This window comes from Delftia sp. GW456-R20, from assembly GCF_001622915.1.
Taxonomy (GTDB): Bacteria; Pseudomonadota; Gammaproteobacteria; order Burkholderiales; family Burkholderiaceae_C; genus Comamonas; species Comamonas acidovorans.
In genome coordinates, this window is sequence record NZ_LWCN01000004.1 from 456,991 (window position 1) to 472,200 (window position 15,210).

General features: G+C 66.6%; 16 protein-coding genes. 8 read left to right on the top strand and 8 right to left on the bottom strand.

Translation table 11 applies throughout. From position 1 onward, the window contains the following. Nucleotides 1-9: 9 nt before the first annotated feature. A complete protein-coding gene (locus tag A4F85_RS07650; protein WP_063326216.1) occupies nucleotides 10-501 on the top strand; it encodes a MarR family winged helix-turn-helix transcriptional regulator in 492 nt (163 codons plus the stop codon). Beyond that, on the top strand, nucleotides 498-1,283 hold the full coding sequence (locus A4F85_RS07655; RefSeq protein WP_063326217.1) for a DNA alkylation repair protein: 786 nt from the start codon (nucleotides 498-500) through the stop codon (nucleotides 1,281-1,283). Before A4F85_RS07650 ends, A4F85_RS07655 begins: the two co-directional genes overlap by 4 nt. Here A4F85_RS07655 and fur read toward each other — a convergent pair. The 6 genes from fur to A4F85_RS07685 form a co-directional block, all read right to left on the bottom strand. After that, nucleotides 1,270-1,719 (bottom strand): ferric iron uptake transcriptional regulator, encoded by a 450-nt coding sequence (fur, locus tag A4F85_RS07660; RefSeq protein ID WP_013802513.1) that lies wholly within the window; start codon nucleotides 1,717-1,719, stop codon nucleotides 1,270-1,272. The genes A4F85_RS07655 and fur overlap by 14 nt on opposite strands. A 17-nt stretch (nucleotides 1,720-1,736) precedes the next feature. Then, a complete protein-coding gene (locus tag A4F85_RS07665; protein ID WP_013802514.1) occupies nucleotides 1,737-2,297 on the bottom strand; it encodes a gamma carbonic anhydrase family protein in 561 nt (186 codons plus the stop codon). Then, entirely contained in the window at nucleotides 2,294-2,443 is a 150-nt protein-coding gene (gene ykgO, locus A4F85_RS07670) for a type B 50S ribosomal protein L36 (RefSeq protein WP_013802515.1), read from the bottom strand. The genes A4F85_RS07665 and ykgO overlap by 4 nt, the downstream gene beginning before the upstream one ends. Nucleotides 2,444-2,487: 44 nt before the next feature. Beyond that, entirely contained in the window at nucleotides 2,488-3,378 is an 891-nt protein-coding gene (gene folE2 / locus A4F85_RS07675) for a GTP cyclohydrolase FolE2 (RefSeq protein ID WP_063326218.1), read from the bottom strand. A 46-nt stretch (nucleotides 3,379-3,424) separates the two neighbouring features. Continuing rightward, the gene (zigA, locus tag A4F85_RS07680; RefSeq protein WP_063326219.1) at nucleotides 3,425-4,645 is read right to left on the bottom strand and encodes a zinc metallochaperone GTPase ZigA; all 1,221 of its coding nucleotides are present in this window, start codon (nucleotides 4,643-4,645) and stop codon (nucleotides 3,425-3,427) included. Between the two features lie 66 nt (nucleotides 4,646-4,711). Continuing rightward, nucleotides 4,712-5,110: a Fur family transcriptional regulator gene (locus tag A4F85_RS07685; protein WP_063326220.1), complete on the bottom strand. Its 399-nt coding sequence runs from the start codon at nucleotides 5,108-5,110 to the stop codon at nucleotides 4,712-4,714. Between the two features lie 353 nt (nucleotides 5,111-5,463). Between A4F85_RS07685 and A4F85_RS07690 the strand changes: the two genes are divergently transcribed. Together A4F85_RS07690 and A4F85_RS07695 are read left to right on the top strand one after the other, a co-directional pair. After that, complete coding sequence (locus A4F85_RS07690) at nucleotides 5,464-5,673, top strand: hypothetical protein (protein ID WP_012205475.1); 210 nt, start codon at nucleotides 5,464-5,466, stop codon at nucleotides 5,671-5,673. A 109-nt stretch (nucleotides 5,674-5,782) separates the two neighbouring features. Continuing rightward, nucleotides 5,783-6,130, top strand: coding sequence for an RNA recognition motif domain-containing protein (locus tag A4F85_RS07695; RefSeq protein WP_063326221.1), 348 nt, complete (start codon nucleotides 5,783-5,785; stop codon nucleotides 6,128-6,130). A 154-nt stretch (nucleotides 6,131-6,284) separates the two neighbouring features. On the opposite strand, the gene A4F85_RS07700 is transcribed toward A4F85_RS07695, so the two are convergent. Together A4F85_RS07700 and A4F85_RS07705 are read right to left on the bottom strand one after the other, a co-directional pair. Beyond that, nucleotides 6,285-8,519: an NADP-dependent isocitrate dehydrogenase gene (locus tag A4F85_RS07700; RefSeq protein ID WP_013802520.1), complete on the bottom strand. Its 2,235-nt coding sequence runs from the start codon at nucleotides 8,517-8,519 to the stop codon at nucleotides 6,285-6,287. A 338-nt stretch (nucleotides 8,520-8,857) separates the two neighbouring features. Next, nucleotides 8,858-9,808: a helix-turn-helix domain-containing protein gene (locus tag A4F85_RS07705; protein WP_063327914.1), complete on the bottom strand. Its 951-nt coding sequence runs from the start codon at nucleotides 9,806-9,808 to the stop codon at nucleotides 8,858-8,860. Nucleotides 9,809-9,910: 102 nt separating this feature from the next. On the opposite strand from A4F85_RS07705, the gene A4F85_RS07710 reads away from it, so the two are divergent. The 4 genes from A4F85_RS07710 to A4F85_RS07725 all read left to right on the top strand — a co-directional run bounded on the left by A4F85_RS07710 (nucleotide 9,911) and on the right by A4F85_RS07725 (nucleotide 15,198). Beyond that, nucleotides 9,911-11,401, top strand: coding sequence for a cytochrome P450 (locus A4F85_RS07710; protein ID WP_063327913.1), 1,491 nt, complete (start codon nucleotides 9,911-9,913; stop codon nucleotides 11,399-11,401). 112 nt (nucleotides 11,402-11,513) lie between these two features. Further along, nucleotides 11,514-12,923, top strand: a complete 1,410-nt coding sequence (locus A4F85_RS07715; RefSeq protein WP_063326222.1) for a GntP family permease — start codon at nucleotides 11,514-11,516, stop codon at nucleotides 12,921-12,923. A gap of 307 nt (nucleotides 12,924-13,230) precedes the next feature. Continuing rightward, nucleotides 13,231-14,268, top strand: a complete 1,038-nt coding sequence (locus tag A4F85_RS07720; protein WP_012205469.1) for an aliphatic amidase — start codon at nucleotides 13,231-13,233, stop codon at nucleotides 14,266-14,268. A 72-nt stretch (nucleotides 14,269-14,340) separates the two neighbouring features. After that, the gene (locus A4F85_RS07725; RefSeq protein WP_063326223.1) at nucleotides 14,341-15,198 is read left to right on the top strand and encodes a CbbQ/NirQ/NorQ/GpvN family protein; all 858 of its coding nucleotides are present in this window, start codon (nucleotides 14,341-14,343) and stop codon (nucleotides 15,196-15,198) included. Nucleotides 15,199-15,210: the final 12 nt, after the last annotated feature.

Here is a 15,210-nt window from a genome sequence, read left to right on the forward strand (position 1 = left end):
GCTTGCCGCATGCAACTCGAACAGAAATACCAGGCCCTGCTGGCCGAGGCCGAGCGCCGCAAGCTGGACGACGTGGACAGCATGCGGCTGTGCTTCCAGACCCTGTCGCTGGCTGCGCGCATCGACCGTGACTGCGCCGCGCTGCTGGCGCCCCATGGCCTGTCCGAAGGGCGCTTCGTGCTGCTGTTCCTGCTGGAATCCGCCAGCGATGGCCTGGCACCCAACCACCTGGCCGAGCAGGCCGGCATCACCCGCGCCACCGTGACCGGCCTGCTGGACGGCCTGGAACGCGAGGCCCTGGCCGAGCGCCTGCCCGACCCGGCCGACCGCCGAGCGCTGCGCGTGCAGCTCACCGCCAAGGGCCGCCAGCTGGCGCGCAAGCTGTTTGCCCGGCACAGCCAATGGATCGCCGGCCTGTTTTCCAACCTGTCGCCCGCCGAACGCGGCCAGTTGGGAAAGCTGCTGGCCAAGGCCGCCGCAGGCGTGGAGGCCAGCGCATGACGGCGCCCGCCCCCCGGCGCAAGGGCGCCAACCGCACGGCCGATATCACTCCCGAACTGCTGCAGGCCCTGTCCCTGGGCGAGATAGAGACCGCCACGCTGACCGAAAGCCTGGCCGTGGACCAGGCCCGGCTGCTGCAGGCCGTCTTTCCCGACGCGTGGCCGCAGCTGGAGGACACGGCGCAGGCGCTGGGCCAGCTTGGCATTCTCAAACGCATGGAGTGCATTGGCGGCCTGCTGTGGCAGGCGCTGGGCCAGGCGGGCTGGCAGCGCTGCCTCACGCACCGCTCTGACACGGTGCGCGGCTGGGCCTGCTTCATGGCCGGTGCGCAGCCGGGCCTGACCCTGAGCCAGCGCCTGGAGCTGCTGCAGCCGCTGGCCGATGACTCGCATTTCGGCGTGCGCGAATGGTCGTGGATGGGCGTGCGCCCGCATCTGGCCAGCGACCTGCCGCAGGCCGTGGCCGAGTTGTCCCGGTGGACAAGGCGGCCCTCCGACCGCCTGCGCCGCTTCGCCAGCGAGGCCCTGCGGCCGCGCGGCGTCTGGTGCAGCCATATCGCGGCGCTCAAGCAGCAGCCGGAGATCGCCCTGCCCCTTTTGCAGCGGCTGCGCGCCGATGCCTCGCCCTATGTGCAGGACTCGGTGGCCAACTGGCTCAACGACGCGGCCAAGAGCCGGCCCGACTGGGTGCGCGCCCTGTGCGCGCAATGGCTCCAGGAATCGCCCGTGCCCGCCACGCTCCGCATCTGCGAGCGTGCGCAGCGCAGCCTCAAGGAGAGCTAGCCTCCTGCCGGCCCGCCAGCCGTTCGCAGTCGGGCTTGATGCAGCGCCCGTAGAGGATGTGGGAGTGCTCCACGATGGCAAAGCCATGCGAGCGCGCCAGCAGCTTCTGGCGCTGCTCGATCACGGCATCGTGGAACTCCTGCACCAGGCCGCAGCGCGTGCAGATCAGGTGGTCATGGTGCTCGCCGTCGTCGAGTTCATAGACCGCCTTGCCCGCCGCAAAGCGCTGCTGGCGCAGCATGCCGGCCTGCTCCAGCTGCGCCAGCACGCGGTAGACCGTGGCCAGGCTGGTGCCCCGGCCCTGGTCATGCAGCTGGCGATAGACCTCCTCCGCCGCCAGATGCCGCTGGTCCCCGTGGCGAAAGATGTCCAGTACCCACAGTCGCGCCAGCGTGGCCTTCAGCCCCAGGTTCTTGAGGTCAGCGGAATCGGACATGCAGCCCTCCCGGCCGGTCAGAACTCATTGTGGATGGCCTTGTAGCCGCGCACCAGTTCGTTGTTGGTGCGGACCACGTCCTCGGAGAAATCGCTGGCGTCGGCGGGCACCTGGGCCAGCGTGGACAGGTCGGTCTCCGGGCCTATGCGCGCAGTGGATGGCACGTAGAAGCCCGGCGGCAGGTGGCATCCATCGACCACGGCGTTGTAGCGCACCACGCAGCCGTCATCGACCACGCAGTTGAACAGCACGCTGTTGAAGCCGATGAACACGCCATTGCCCACGGTGCAGGGCCCGTGGACGATGGCGCGATGGGCGATCGAGGTGTGCTGCCCCACGCTGACGCGCGCGCCGGACTTGGAGTGGATCACCACCCCGTCCTGGATGTTGGAGTGGGCACCGATCACGATGGGGTCGATGTGGCCGTCCGCATCCATCTCGTCGGCACGGATCACCGCATAGGGGCCGATGAAGACGTTCTCTTCAACGACCACCAGTCCGCACAGGATGGCCGTGGGGTCCACGAAGGCGCTGGCATGGATGCGCGGCAGGTCGCCGCGCGGGTTCTTGCGGATCATCCCTTGCGCCTGTTCTTTGCGCCGCCCTGGCGGGCCTTGAAGCGCGGGTTGCTCTTGCAGATGACGTAGATGCGGCCGCGGCGGCGCACCACCTGGCAGTCTCGATGGCGCAGCTTGGCTTCCTTGAGGGACGAGAGAACTTGCATGGAAAACTCCTTGGGTTGTAGAGAAACGGGTGCCGGCTCGCCGGTCATGCCCAGGCCACGGCGTCGTGCGGATGCAGGCTCTCCATGTGGCGCACATGCACGCGCGGCCGGGCGTAGATGCCTTCCAGCGCGGCCTGTATGCGGCGCGCCGCATCCTCGACAAACATCAGGTTGCGGCCGTTGAGCGCGGCAAAGGCCTGCTCGTCGGCGCGCTTGACCGCGGTCTGCACGGGCGTGCCCAGCGCCTGCTCCACGCGGGCGATCAGGGGCAGGATGCCGAGGTCGGGCGCATCACAGGCCAGGTCCACGCTGACCTGGGCCTCGCTGCGCTGGCTGTGTGCCGTGGCCAGCGTGCCATGCCGGCGCAGCCAGGAAGCCACCTGGTCCGGCTCCACCAGTGGCTCGCCCGCAAAGGCCTGCAAAAAGCCATGCTCCAGCAACTGGCGCGACAGTGCCGCCGAGCAGGGGCAGGTCGAGGAATAGCCCACGCTCACCTGCAGCCGCAGCTGGAACACGCCCTGCGCCAGCGTGGCGTCCAGGCGCACGGGATAGGACTTCCAGCCCGACAGATCGTGGGTGACCAGGGCGGGCCGCTGGGCCAGCAGGTCCAGCGACAGGCGCATCCGGGCGCTGCGGCTTTGGCAGTCGAGGTGGCTGTCGATCATGGCCTGCAGCGCATGGCGCAGCGCCAGGGCAGACAGCGCGGACTCCTCGGCCAGGCTGTCCAGTTGCCGGTACAGCCGGGACATGTGTATGCCTTTGACATGGGCCGCAGGAAGATCGACCTGCACATCGGCACGCGCATGCAGCTCGCGCCAGTAGCCGGGCTCGGCCACGGTCACGGGCAGGTCTATGCCCTGCATGCCCACCCATTGCAGCGGGCTGAGGCTGGGCGCGGGATCGGTCAGGGAAACATCGGGAAGAGGTGCAGGCATTAGGGGCTCCAGTGGCCGCGCCGACCCAGGCCGGCGCGGTATTCGTTCAATTCCAGTCGGGAAACGGGTTGTCCCATTGCACCCAGGCCTGCGGGCCCAGGGCCATTTCTGCATCGGTCAGCAGGCACTCGTCCAGGCGTGCGCGCAGCGCCTGCTCGTCCATGCCCATGCCGATCAGCACCAGTTCCTGGCGCGCGTCGCCCACGCCATCGACCCATTTGTCCAGGATGCGCTCCACGCTCTCGGGGTCGCGCGGCCAGCGCTCGGCCTCCACGGCGGCCCACCAGTGGCCGGCCGGGCCATGGCGCGCCACGGCGCCGGCCTGCGACCAGGAGCCGGCCAGCGCCGGATGGCTGGCCAGCCAGAAAAATCCCTTGGAGCGCACCACTCCGGGCCATTCGCTTTGCACCAGGCCGAAGAAGCGCCGGGGATGAAAGGGGCGGCGGGCTCGGTAGACAAAGCTGGCAACGCCATAGGCCTCCGTCTCGGGCTGGTGCGTGCCACGCAACTGCTGCAGCCAGCCCGGCGCCCTGGAGGCCTCCTCGAAATCGAACAGCCCGGTATCGAGCACGCGATCCAGCGGCAGCTGGCCGAAGGAGGCGATCTCCAGCCTGGCACGCGGGTTGAGCCCGCGCAGGATGGCCATCAGCCGCGTGCAGTCCTCCTCGGTGACCAGGTCGATCTTGTTGAGCACGATCACATCGCAGAACTCCACCTGCTCGATCAGCAGATCGACCACGGTGCGGCGGTCCTCCTCGCCCAGCGATTCACCGCGCGAGCGCAGGCTGTCGCGCGAGCCATAGTCGTGCAGGAAGTTGAAGGCATCGACCACGGTCACCATGGTGTCCAGCCGCGCCACATCGCCCAGGCTGCGTCCGTCCTCGCCCGCGAAGGTGAAGGTCTCGGCCACCGGCAGCGGCTCGGAGATGCCCGTGGACTCGATGACCAGCTGGTCGAAGCGGCCCTCGCCCGCCAGCCGCGCCACCTCCAGCAGCAGGTCCTCGCGCAGCGTGCAGCAGATGCAGCCATTGCTCATCTCCACCAGCTTTTCGTCGGTGCGCGACAGGTCGGCCCCGCCATCGCGCACCAGGGCCGCGTCGATGTTGACCTCGGACATGTCATTGACGATGACGGCCACGCGCCGCCCTTCGCGGTTGTGCAGGATGTGGTTGAGCAAGGTGGTCTTGCCCGCGCCCAGAAAACCCGACAGCACGGTCACAGGCAATCGGGCATGCGGCGGCTGAACCGGCGCTACGGTATGCATCATGGAATCTCTCGAACAGGGACAGGGATCGCGCGGCGGGCACTGCGGCCGCATGCGCAGGGAGGGGTCTCAGGCGGGGAGCGCGGTGCAGGCGGAGCACTTGCCATGCAGCTCGATGTTCGAATGGGCCAGCGCAAACGCATGGCCATGCGCCCAGCTGCCCAGGCAGCGGTTGAGCGCGTCGTCCACGAACTCATCGACCTGGCCGCAGCTGTCGCAGATCGCAAAGGCCGAGAAATCATGGCTGCCCTCGTCCGGATGCGAGCAGCAGACATAGGCATTCAGCGACTCCAGGCGATGGACCACGCCCTGCTCGGCCAGCTTGTCCAGCGCGCGGTAGACCTGGGTAGGGGCCGTCAAACCGTGGTCCCGCAACTGGTCGAGCAGCGCATAGGCCGTCAGCGGCACGCCGGCCTGGCGCAGCGTGTCGAGCACGCGTTGTTGCTTGGTGGTCAGGGAGTGGGACATGGTGGTTTCCTGGTCAAAAAGGGCGGGCAGCGACCTTGCCCTGCATCAAAACAGTTACGTTATAACATAACAAAATTGGCGCCCACGCACTGTTTTACAATTAAAAAGAATATTAAGTTGCGCTTAAATACACAACAAGTTATAGTCAGCTCCGTTGTTGAGGCCAAGCGCTTAAGCCGCCCACTTCCCTTCCCTGCACAACGGCTGTCCGCCGCTCCCCGCAGGATGTCTCTTGCGACCTTTGTCGCACAGTTGGTCTGTAGAGCTGCAGCCAACCGAGTTCCCAGATGCTCACGCAGGCCTGTTCAAGCCTGCGAACCTGACTGAACCACATTTCAAACACCGGCATTCCCATGGGCAAGTACGTCGTCTCGCCCTCGACACACCCGACCGACTGCGGCCGCTTCCGCGCCTCCTTCGCGGTCCATCGCTCCCAAGGCAACGGCAGCTACTGCCGCGTATTCCGTTTCGACAAGGCGTTCGCCTCCCGCGAAGCAGCACGGCTGTTTGCCGTCACCCAGGGCTGGCTCCAGACCTGCATGCAGCATCCGCCTGCGTGCTGACGGCCCGCCTGCCGCCCTCCCACCCATTCACCGCCGCGGATTGCACAGTCCGCCGCATGCATGCCAACGGTGCGCCCTTTTGCGCACATCCAATCGAAGAGGTTTTCCTATGACCACCAAAATCTACGTGGGCAATCTGCCCTACTCCGTGACCGACTCCAGCCTGGAAAGCAACTTTGCCGAGTTCGGCAACGTGGCCTCCGCCAAGGTCATGATGGACCGCGAAACCGGCCGCTCCAAGGGCTTCGGCTTTGTGGAAATGGCTTCTGCCGAAGTCGCCCAGGCCGCCATCACCGGCCTGCACGGCATGTCCGTGGACGGACGCTCGATCGTCGTGAACCTGGCCCGTCCCCGTGAAGAAGGCCGCAGCTCCAGTGGCTACAGCCCGCAGGGTTACGCCGGCAAGCGTTCGGACGTCGGCTACGGCAATGGCGGCCACGGCGGCGGTCGCTACTGATCACGGCGCAGCTTCCAAAAACCGGCTCTCTGGGCCGGTTTTTTTTCGCCTGCGGTTTTCTTTCCTGCCGTTGCAGGCATGAAAAAACCGGCCGCCCTTGCGGGTCGGCCGGTCATGGCTGAAGCCTGCCGGGGCCAGGCCCCGGCACAGCGGCTTACAGCAGCGCGTCGATGGCTGCGTTGAACGTGGCGCTGGGGCGCATCACGGCATCCATCTTGGCCACGTCGGGCATGTAGTAGCCACCGATGTCCACGGCCTTGCCCTGCACGGCGCGCAGCTCTTCGATGATCTTGGACTCGTTGTCGGCCAGTTGCTTGGCCAGCGAAGCGAACTTGGAGGCCAGTTCGGCATCTTCCGTCTGCGCCGCCAGGGCCTGTGCCCAGTACAGGGCGATGTAGAACTGGCTGCCACGGTTGTCCAGCTCGCCGGTGCGGCGCGAAGGCGACTTGTCTTCGTCCAGCAGCTTGCCCGTGGCTTCATCCAGGGTCTTGGCCAGCAGCTTGGCGCGGGCGTTGTCGTTCTTGATGCCCAGGTCTTCCAGCGACACGGCCAGTGCCAGGAACTCGCCCAGCGAATCCCAGCGCAGGTGGTTTTCCTCCACCAGCTGCTGCACGTGCTTGGGAGCCGAGCCGCCAGCACCCGTTTCGTACATGCCGCCGCCGGCCATCAGGGGCACGATGGACAGCATCTTGGCCGAGGTGCCCAGTTCCATGATGGGGAACAGGTCGGTCAGGTAGTCGCGCAGGATGTTGCCGGTCACCGAGATGGTGTCCAGGCCGCGGGCCACGCGCTCCAGCGTGTAGCGCATGGCGCGGACCTGGGACAGGATGTGGATTTCCAGGCCCGTGGTGTCGTAGTCCTTCAGGTAGGTGTTGACCTTCTTGATCAGCTCGGCCTCGTGCGGACGATAGGGGTCCAGCCAGAACACGGCAGGCATGCCGGAGTTGCGGGCACGCGTGACGGCCAGCTTGACCCAGTCGCGGATGGGAGCGTCCTTGACCTGGCACATGCGCCAGATGTCGCCCTGCTCCACGTTCTGGCTCATCAGCACTTCGCCGGTGGCCAGATCGACGATGTTGGCAACGCCGTCTTCCTCGATCTCGAAGGTCTTGTCGTGCGAGCCGTACTCTTCGGCCTTTTGCGCCATCAGGCCCACGTTGGGCACGGTGCCCATGGTCTTGGGGTCGAAGTTGCCGTGCCACTTGCAGAAGTTGATCATCTCCTGGTAGATGCGGGCAAAGGTGGACTCAGGCATCACGGCCTTGCAGTCGTAGGGCTTGCCGTCGGCGCCCCACATCTTGCCGCCCTGGCGGATCATGGCGGGCATGGAGGCGTCAACGATCACGTCGTTGGGCGAGTGGAAGTTGGTGATGCCCTTGGCCGAGTCCACCATGGCCAGCGCGGGACGGTGTTCCTGGCAGGCGTGCAGGTCACGGATGATCTCTTCGCGCAGCGAGGCGGGCAGCGTCTCGATCTTCTCGTACAGCGTGGACATGCCGTTGTTGACGTTCACGCCCAGCTCGTCGAACAGCTTGCCGTGCTTCTCGAAGGCTTCCTTGTAGTAGATCCTCACGCAGTGGCCGAACACGATGGGGTGCGAGACCTTCATCATCGTGGCCTTGACGTGCAGCGAAAACAGGATGCCGGCGTCGCGGCAGTCGTCCAGCTCCTTTTCATAGAAGTCGCACAGCGCCTTCTTGCTCATGAACATGGAGTCGATGATCTCGCCAGCCTTCAGTGCCACCTTGGACTTGAGCACCACGGTCTTGCCGCTCTTGGTGGTCAGCTCCATCTTGACGTCGCGTGCGGCGTCCAGCGTGATCGACTTTTCGCCGTGGTAGAAGTCGCCGTGCTCCATGTGCGAGACATGGGTTTGCGACCACTGCTTCCACTCGCCCATGGAGTGGGGGTGCTTCTTGGCGTAGTTCTTGACGGCGGCAGGAGCGCGGCGGTCGGAGTTGCCCTCGCGCAGCACGGGGTTCACGGCCGAGCCCAGGCACTTGCCGTAGCGTGCCTTGATGTCCTTTTCCTGGTCGTTGGTCGGATTCTCGGGGTAGTCGGGCAGTGCGTAGCCCTTGCCCTGCAGCTCCTTGATGGCAGCCGTCAGCTGGGCCACCGAGGCGCTGATGTTGGGCAGCTTGATGATGTTGACATCGGGCTCCAGCGTCTTCTTGCCGAGCTCGGACAAGGTGTGGGCCACGCGCTGGTCTTCGGCCAGGAATTCGGAGAACTCACCCAGGATGCGGTGGGCCACGGAGATGTCGGCGGTCTCGACATTCACGCCGACGGGTGCGGCAAAGGCGCGCACCACAGGCAGGAAGGCACTGGTGGCAAGGCGCGGAGCCTCATCGGTCAGGGTGTAGATGATGGTGGGTTGCTGCGTGCTCATCTCTTGTCTCAGGTAGTGAAAAGGTAGGGGTCGCGCCGCAGGCCGTCGAACCGGGCATCCGCTAGGGGAAACGGGGCCGGTGCAGCCTGAGGCAGTAGGACCGTCACGCAATGCCCCGTCGCGCCAGCATGCTGCCCCGGCGTTTTCTGCAATGCGATCCCACAATACAAAATTCTAAGCGGAACCCGCCATATTTTTTAAGTCTTGTAGAAGACTTAGGGTTTTACAGCGGCATTCGGGACCTGTTTTCACAGGGAAACGGCTTGCAGCCCCCGCGTTTTCTACCATGCAAAAAATGCTGTAGCGTGACGGACACGCAAGCGGAGCAGACCCCCGGGTCAAACCCAGAGCCGATACATCCAGAACGATTCATCGTGCTCGAAGCGCCGCGCAAACTCCCCCGGCGAAAACCCCGTGATCTGGCGCACGGCGCGGCACATATGGGCCTGGTCGGAGAAGCCCTCGTCCAGCGCCAGCGCGGCCCAGTCCAGCGCCTGTCCCTGTTCATGGTGGCGCCGCGCCGCATGGAACAGGCTTTCCGTGCGCACCATGCCCTGCCATTGCCGCAGGGAGCGGCCGCTGAACTGCTTGATGCGCCGCTCCACCTGGCGCGCGCCCAGCGTTCTTTGCCATTGCAGCGCCTGCATCCCCAGCCAGGCCACCCAGTGGCGCCCATGCTCACGCAATGAGGGCAGCACCTGCAGGGCGCTCCCCCGGACCTCTCGCCAGCGCGGCGCCAGGTGGCGCTGCAACGCGTCCAGGGTGCCGGCATCGTCCTGCGCATGCAGCAGGGCCTGGCACAGCGCGGACCAGGACGGCCCCAGCACCCCGGATGCCGCGACAAAGCCATCCTGCGCCTGCAGCACGCCGGGGCCGAACAGCTGCAGCGCGGCATCCAGGTGCAGGCAGACCATGCCGCCACGGCCCGGCCCGCTGGCCCAGCTGGCCGTGGGCGCTGTCTGGCTGCCCGAGAGCATGACGGATGCCTCAAAGGGCTCGCAGCCCTGCACGCCCACCAGGCCTGCGGCCATGTCCTGGTACCAGGACAGGCAGACCATGGGGGTGGCGGGAAAATGCGACAGCCGCTGCGCATCGTCCAGGACCACGCCCCGCGTATCGCGGCAGACGACGGCCACCACCGCACCATGCAGCCCTGCCGGCGCGGGATACAGCATGGAGTGCGGCTGCCGCCCCTGGCCTGCCCAGCGCGCGGCCCTGGCATGCAGGGGCGGACAGGCAGCAAAGGCACTGGGCGTACAGGCTTCGATTGCGGCTTCGGCCTCGGGCATCACGACGGCATCCATGGAGGCGCAGTGTAGGCCTTGCCGCCCGCCGATCCGGTGACGCTTTCGTTCAAGACCACGGGCGGCGCGACCAGCGAGCATCGGAACATGAACCGACCGAATCCCACGCAAGATACCTGCACACCGGCGCCGTCGAATGCGGCCTCCTGCCCCTTAGCCACGCAAGCGCCGCAATCCGCACAACCCGAGCAACCCGAGCAGACGGCCTCCACGGCCTGGCCACCGGGCCCGGCACCGGGGCTCACGGGCTGGGGCCTGCTGCGCCGCATGTCGCGCGACCTGCTGGGTACGCTGGCGCAGTGGCGCGGCGAGCACGGAGATGCCATCCATCTGCGCATCTGGCCAGAGCACCAGGTCGTCGTCACGGATCCCGAACTGGTGCGCGAGCTGCTGGTCGGCCAGCACGATGCGCTGGTGCGCTGGGAGCACGGCATCTCGGTCTTTGCCCAACTGCACGGCCACAGCGTGCTGGTTAGCGAAGGCCAGCCCTGGCGCAGCAAGCGGCAGGCCCTGTTGCCGGCCTTCTCCCCCAAGGCCGTGCAGGCCCAGATACCGGCCCTGGCCGCAGCCGCGCAGGCCGCGCTCCAGGCCTGGCCGCAGCAGTCCGAGGACTTTCCCATGGAACAGGCGCTGACCGCCTTGGCCATGGATGTGATCATGCGGCTGATGTTCTCCGGCGCCATCGGCGAGGATGCGCGCTCCGCGGAGCAGGCCATCCGCGAAGTCAGCCATGCCGCCAACAGCGAGTTCTACTGGCCGCTGCGCTGGCCCGATGCCATGCCCTGGAAGCGCCGCAAGCGCCGGGCGCTTGCCTGGCTGCGCGGCTTCATCGACCGGCAGGTCCGGCTCCGGCTGGCGCAGGCCGATGCAGACTGGCCCGAGGATCTGCTCAGCCGCCTGCTGCGCCTGCACCGGGGCGACGCCCAGGCCTGGACACTGCAGGCCGTGCGCGATGAGTGCATGACGGCCTTTCTGGCAGGTCACGAAACCGTGGCCAGCAGCCTGACCTGGTGGTCCTGGTGCATGGCCACCCATCCCGAGGCGCAGCAGCAGGTGGCTGACGAGATCCAGGAACAGCTGCAGGGCCGCACGCCCATGGCGCAGGACCTGCCGGCGCTGCGCCAGTTGGGCTGGAGCCTGCAGGAAGCCATGCGCCTGTACCCGGCCGCGCCTGTGCTCATCAGCCGGCGTTGCACACGGCCTGTGCAGCTGGGTCCGTGGCGCCTGCCCGCACGAACCCTGTTCATGATTGCGCCCGGCCTCATGCAACGCGATGCGCGCTGGTTCCCGCAACCCGATGCCTTTCAGCCGCAGCGTTTCGCCGATGCCGACAAGGACGGAGCCCCTGCCGCGCCGCGCGGCAGCTGGATGCCCTTTGGCACCGGCCCGCGCGTATGCCTGGGCCAGCACCTGGCCAGCACGGAGATGACGGTGGTGGCGGCCATGGTGCTGCAGCGTCTGCGGCTGAGCGTGCCCGAAGGTGCCAGCGCCCCCCGCCCTGTGCTGCAGGTCACGCTGCGGCCATCCACGCCCTTGAGACTGCGGCTGCAGTCGCGCAGCGGCGCACAGGCCGGGTAAACGTGGCGATATATTGCGCCAAATCATCTACAAAGCACGCCAATTACGCCAAATTGTCACCCATCCGCATTTATTCTGTCTTTTTGACTAGAACCACTGGACTGGAGACGATTTGAGTACCCTGGCAATCGTGATTTCATTGGCGGGACTGATGTTCCTGGCCTACCGAGGCATCTCCGTGCTGCTGCTGGCCCCCCTGATGGCCGCCGTGGCCGTGCTGCTGTCCGGCGACCTGGGCCACATGCTGCCGCTGTACACCAGCACCTTCATGGGCGCCCTGGGCAACTACATGCTGCAGTTCTTCCCGGTGTTCCTGCTGGGCGCGCTGTTCGGCCAGTTGATGGCGGACTCGGGCGCGGCCACCGCGATATCGCACTGGATCATGCGCGTGCTGGGCGAGAAGCACGCCATCCTCACGGTGGTGTTGGCCTGCGCCGTGCTCACCTATGGCGGCGTGTCGCTGTTCGTGGTGGCCTTTGCCATCTATCCGATTGCCAAGTCGCTGTTCCGCGCGGCCCATGTGCCCAAGCGGCTGATACCGCCCACCATCGCGCTGGGCTCGTTCACCTTCACCATGACGGCGCTGCCGGGCACGCCATCCATCCAGAACGCCATTCCCATTCCGTACTACGGCACCAATGTGTTCGCGGCGCCGGGCCTGGGCATCATCGGCGGCATGACCATGCTGGCCCTGGGCCTGTGGTGGCTGCAGTCGCGCGCGGCCAAGGCGCGCGTGGCCGGCGAAGGCTACGGCGACCATGACGATGCCGTCGAGCAGGGCCTGCATGAAGAAAGCGACCCCGCCCTGCACAGCCGCCGGGACCTGCCGCTGCCGCTGGCCCTGCTGCCGCTGGTGCTGGTGATCGCGGTCAACGCGCTGCTGACCTACGGCGTGTTCCCGCAGATGGATTTCGGCTTTCTGAAGGAACGTTTTCCTGCCGTGGACCCGGCCAAGCAGACGGGCCTGTGGGCGCTGATCATGGCCCTGGCCGTGGCCTGCGCCGCACTGGTGCTGCTGGGCCTGGGCCGCTGGCGCAATCTCAAGGAGTCGGTGAACAAGGGCGTGCTGGGCTCCATGCTGCCCATCTTCAACACCGCCTCGGAAGTGGGCTACGGCGCGGTCATCGCGGGGCTGGCGGGCTTTGCCATCATCCGCGAGGCCGTGCTCAACGTGGCGCCTCACAACCCGCTGATCTCCGAGGCCGTGGCCATGAACGTGCTGGCGGGCATCACGGGGTCGTCGTCCGGCGGCCTGTCGATTGCGCTGTCCACGCTGGGCAAGGACTACCTGGCCATGGCTGCCCAGTTGGGCATCAGCCCGGAGCTGCTGCACCGCGTGGCCGTGATGGCGGCCGGCTGCTTCGACACCCTGCCGCACAGCGGCGCCATCATCACGCTGCTGTCCATCTGCGGCCTCACGCACCGCCAGTCGTACGGCAACATCGCCATCATGACCATTGGCGCGCCACTGCTGGCCCTGGTGCTGGTGATCACGCTCGGCACCATGTTCGGGTCCTTCTGAGGGACCAGGGCGCAGAGCGCGCGCGGGAAATACCACGGCATCGCGCCCGCCACAACCGGCATATGACGTATATGCGCGGGGCGGGTGCATGGCAACAATGCATGCACGGCGATAAGGCATCGCCCCGATTCATTCCCGCATTACCGACAAGACGACATCCGCTGCCAAAGCTGCCAGCGCAGATGTCGGGCAACAAGGCCCGAACCGCTCCCTGACCCGGAGCGGTTCGGGCCTTTTTTTGTTGGCCGGGAATCGAGGGGGCTGCGATGCCGCACGCCGCCCCCTCAACCCCTTCAGGAGCAGCAGCATGAGACACGGAGATATTTCCAGCAGCAACGATTGCGTCGGCGTGGCAGTGGTCAACTACAAGATGCCCCGCCTGCACACCAAGGCCGAGGTGCTGGACAACTGCCGCAAGATCGCGGACATGCTGGTGGGCATGAAGCGCGGCCTGCCGGGCATGGACCTGGTGATCTTTCCCGAGTACTCCACGCACGGCATCATGTACGACGCCAAGGAGATGTACGACACGGCCAGCGCCATCCCGGGCGAAGAGACCGAAATCTTCGCCGACGCCTGCCGCAGGGCCAACGTCTGGGGCGTGTTCTCGCTGACGGGCGAGCGCCATGAGGAGCACCCCAACAAGGCGCCGTACAACACCCTCATCCTCATGAACAACCAGGGCGAGATCGTGCAGAAGTACCGCAAGATCATGCCCTGGGTGCCCATCGAGGGCTGGTACCCGGGCGACTGCACCTATGTGAGCGAAGGCCCCAAGGGCCTGAAGATCAGCCTCATCATCTGCGACGACGGCAACTACCCCGAGATCTGGCGCGACTGCGCCATGCGCGGCGCCGAGCTCGTCGTGCGCTGCCAGGGCTACATGTACCCGGCCAAGGAGCAGCAGATAATGGTCTCCAAGGCCATGGCCTTCATGAACAACTGCTACGTGGCCGTGGCCAATGCGGCGGGCTTCGACGGCGTGTACTCGTACTTCGGGCACTCGGCCATCATCGGCTTCGATGGCCGCACCCTGGGCGAGACCGGCGAGGAGGAAATGGGCATCCAGTACGCCGAACTGTCCAAGCACCTGATCCGCGATGCGCGCAAGAACGGCCAGTCGCAGAACCATCTGTTCAAGCTGGTGCACCGGGGCTACACCGGCACCATCAACTCCGGCGACGGGGACAAGGGCGTGGCCGCCTGCCCCTACAACTTCTACAGCCAGTGGGTCAACGATCCCGAGGGCACGCGCGAGATGGTGGAGTCCTTCACGCGCACCACCGTAGGCACGCCCGAATGCCCCATCGAAGGCATTCCGCACGAGGCGCCCAAGCACCGCTGACAGCGCCCTGCCTCCGAGCCTGCAGGCCTGGGGGCAGGCCCGCCCATGAACACGGAAAGGTGAAGAGTGAAGATGAGCACGACAACAACCACAGGCCCGCTGCACGCTCCTGCCAACCAGGCCGCCGACCCGCTGGCGGCCTACCGCCTCGAGGAAGAGCCCTTCTACCGCCCCTCGGGCCGCGAAGTACAGCTGTACCGCCAGGCCTACCAGCACCGCATGCCGCTCATCCTCAAGGGCCCCACGGGCTGCGGCAAGACGCGCTTTGTGGAGTACATGGCGTGGGCGCTCAAGCGCCCCCTGGTCACGCTGGCCTGCAACGAGGACATGACGGCCTCCGACCTGGTGGGCCGCTACCTGCTGGATGCCGACGGCACGGCCTGGCACGACGGCCCGCTGACCCTGGCCGTGCGCCACGGCGGCATCTGCTACCTGGACGAAGTGGTGGAGGCCCGCCAGGACACCACGGTCGTCATCCACCCGCTGACCGACGCGCGCCGCGCCCTGCCGCTGGACAAGAAGGGCGAGGTGGTCCACGCGCACCCTGACTTCCAACTGGTGGTTTCCTACAACCCCGGCTACCAGAGCAGCGCCAAGGACATGAAGCCATCGACGCGCCAGCGCTTCGCGGCGCTGGACTTCGACTACCCTGCGCCCGAGATCGAGGCGGACATCGTGGCCCACGAGACCGGCATTGCCCCGGCCACCGCTCGCAGCCTGGTCAGCCTGGCGCGCAGCACGCGAGAACTGCGCCACCGGGGCCTGGACGAAGGCGCCTCCACCCGCATGCTGATCTACGCGGGCCTGCTGATGCGCGACGGTGTCTCGGTGCACGACAGCTGCGACATGACCATCACCAGCGCCCTGACCGACGACCCCGACACTGCCGCCGCGCTGCGCCAGCTGGTCGAGGCCGAGTTCGGCGCCTGAGGGCCGCGCGCC

What these genes read in the sequence shown, in the direction of transcription:
- A4F85_RS07695 (WP_063326221.1), top strand. Translation starts at nt 5,783, where the DNA reads ATGACCACCAAAATCTACGTGGGCAATCTGCCCTACTCCGTGACCGAC.
- zigA (WP_063326219.1), bottom strand. Translation starts at nt 4,645, where the DNA reads ATGATGCATACCGTAGCGCCGGTTCAGCCGCCGCATGCCCGATTGCCT.
- folE2 (WP_063326218.1), bottom strand. Translation starts at nt 3,378, where the DNA reads ATGCCTGCACCTCTTCCCGATGTTTCCCTGACCGATCCCGCGCCCAGC.
- A4F85_RS07710 (WP_063327913.1), top strand. Translation starts at nt 9,911, where the DNA reads ATGAACCGACCGAATCCCACGCAAGATACCTGCACACCGGCGCCGTCG.
- A4F85_RS07705 (WP_063327914.1), bottom strand. Translation starts at nt 9,808, where the DNA reads ATGCCCGAGGCCGAAGCCGCAATCGAAGCCTGTACGCCCAGTGCCTTT.
- ykgO (WP_013802515.1), bottom strand. Translation starts at nt 2,443, where the DNA reads ATGCAAGTTCTCTCGTCCCTCAAGGAAGCCAAGCTGCGCCATCGAGAC.
- A4F85_RS07690 (WP_012205475.1), top strand. Translation starts at nt 5,464, where the DNA reads ATGGGCAAGTACGTCGTCTCGCCCTCGACACACCCGACCGACTGCGGC.
- A4F85_RS07725 (WP_063326223.1), top strand. Translation starts at nt 14,341, where the DNA reads ATGAGCACGACAACAACCACAGGCCCGCTGCACGCTCCTGCCAACCAG.
- A4F85_RS07665 (WP_013802514.1), bottom strand. Translation starts at nt 2,297, where the DNA reads ATGATCCGCAAGAACCCGCGCGGCGACCTGCCGCGCATCCATGCCAGC.
- fur (WP_013802513.1), bottom strand. Translation starts at nt 1,719, where the DNA reads ATGTCCGATTCCGCTGACCTCAAGAACCTGGGGCTGAAGGCCACGCTG.
- A4F85_RS07720 (WP_012205469.1), top strand. Translation starts at nt 13,231, where the DNA reads ATGAGACACGGAGATATTTCCAGCAGCAACGATTGCGTCGGCGTGGCA.
- A4F85_RS07650 (WP_063326216.1), top strand. Translation starts at nt 10, where the DNA reads ATGCAACTCGAACAGAAATACCAGGCCCTGCTGGCCGAGGCCGAGCGC.
- A4F85_RS07685 (WP_063326220.1), bottom strand. Translation starts at nt 5,110, where the DNA reads ATGTCCCACTCCCTGACCACCAAGCAACAACGCGTGCTCGACACGCTG.
- A4F85_RS07655 (WP_063326217.1), top strand. Translation starts at nt 498, where the DNA reads ATGACGGCGCCCGCCCCCCGGCGCAAGGGCGCCAACCGCACGGCCGAT.
- A4F85_RS07700 (WP_013802520.1), bottom strand. Translation starts at nt 8,519, where the DNA reads ATGAGCACGCAGCAACCCACCATCATCTACACCCTGACCGATGAGGCT.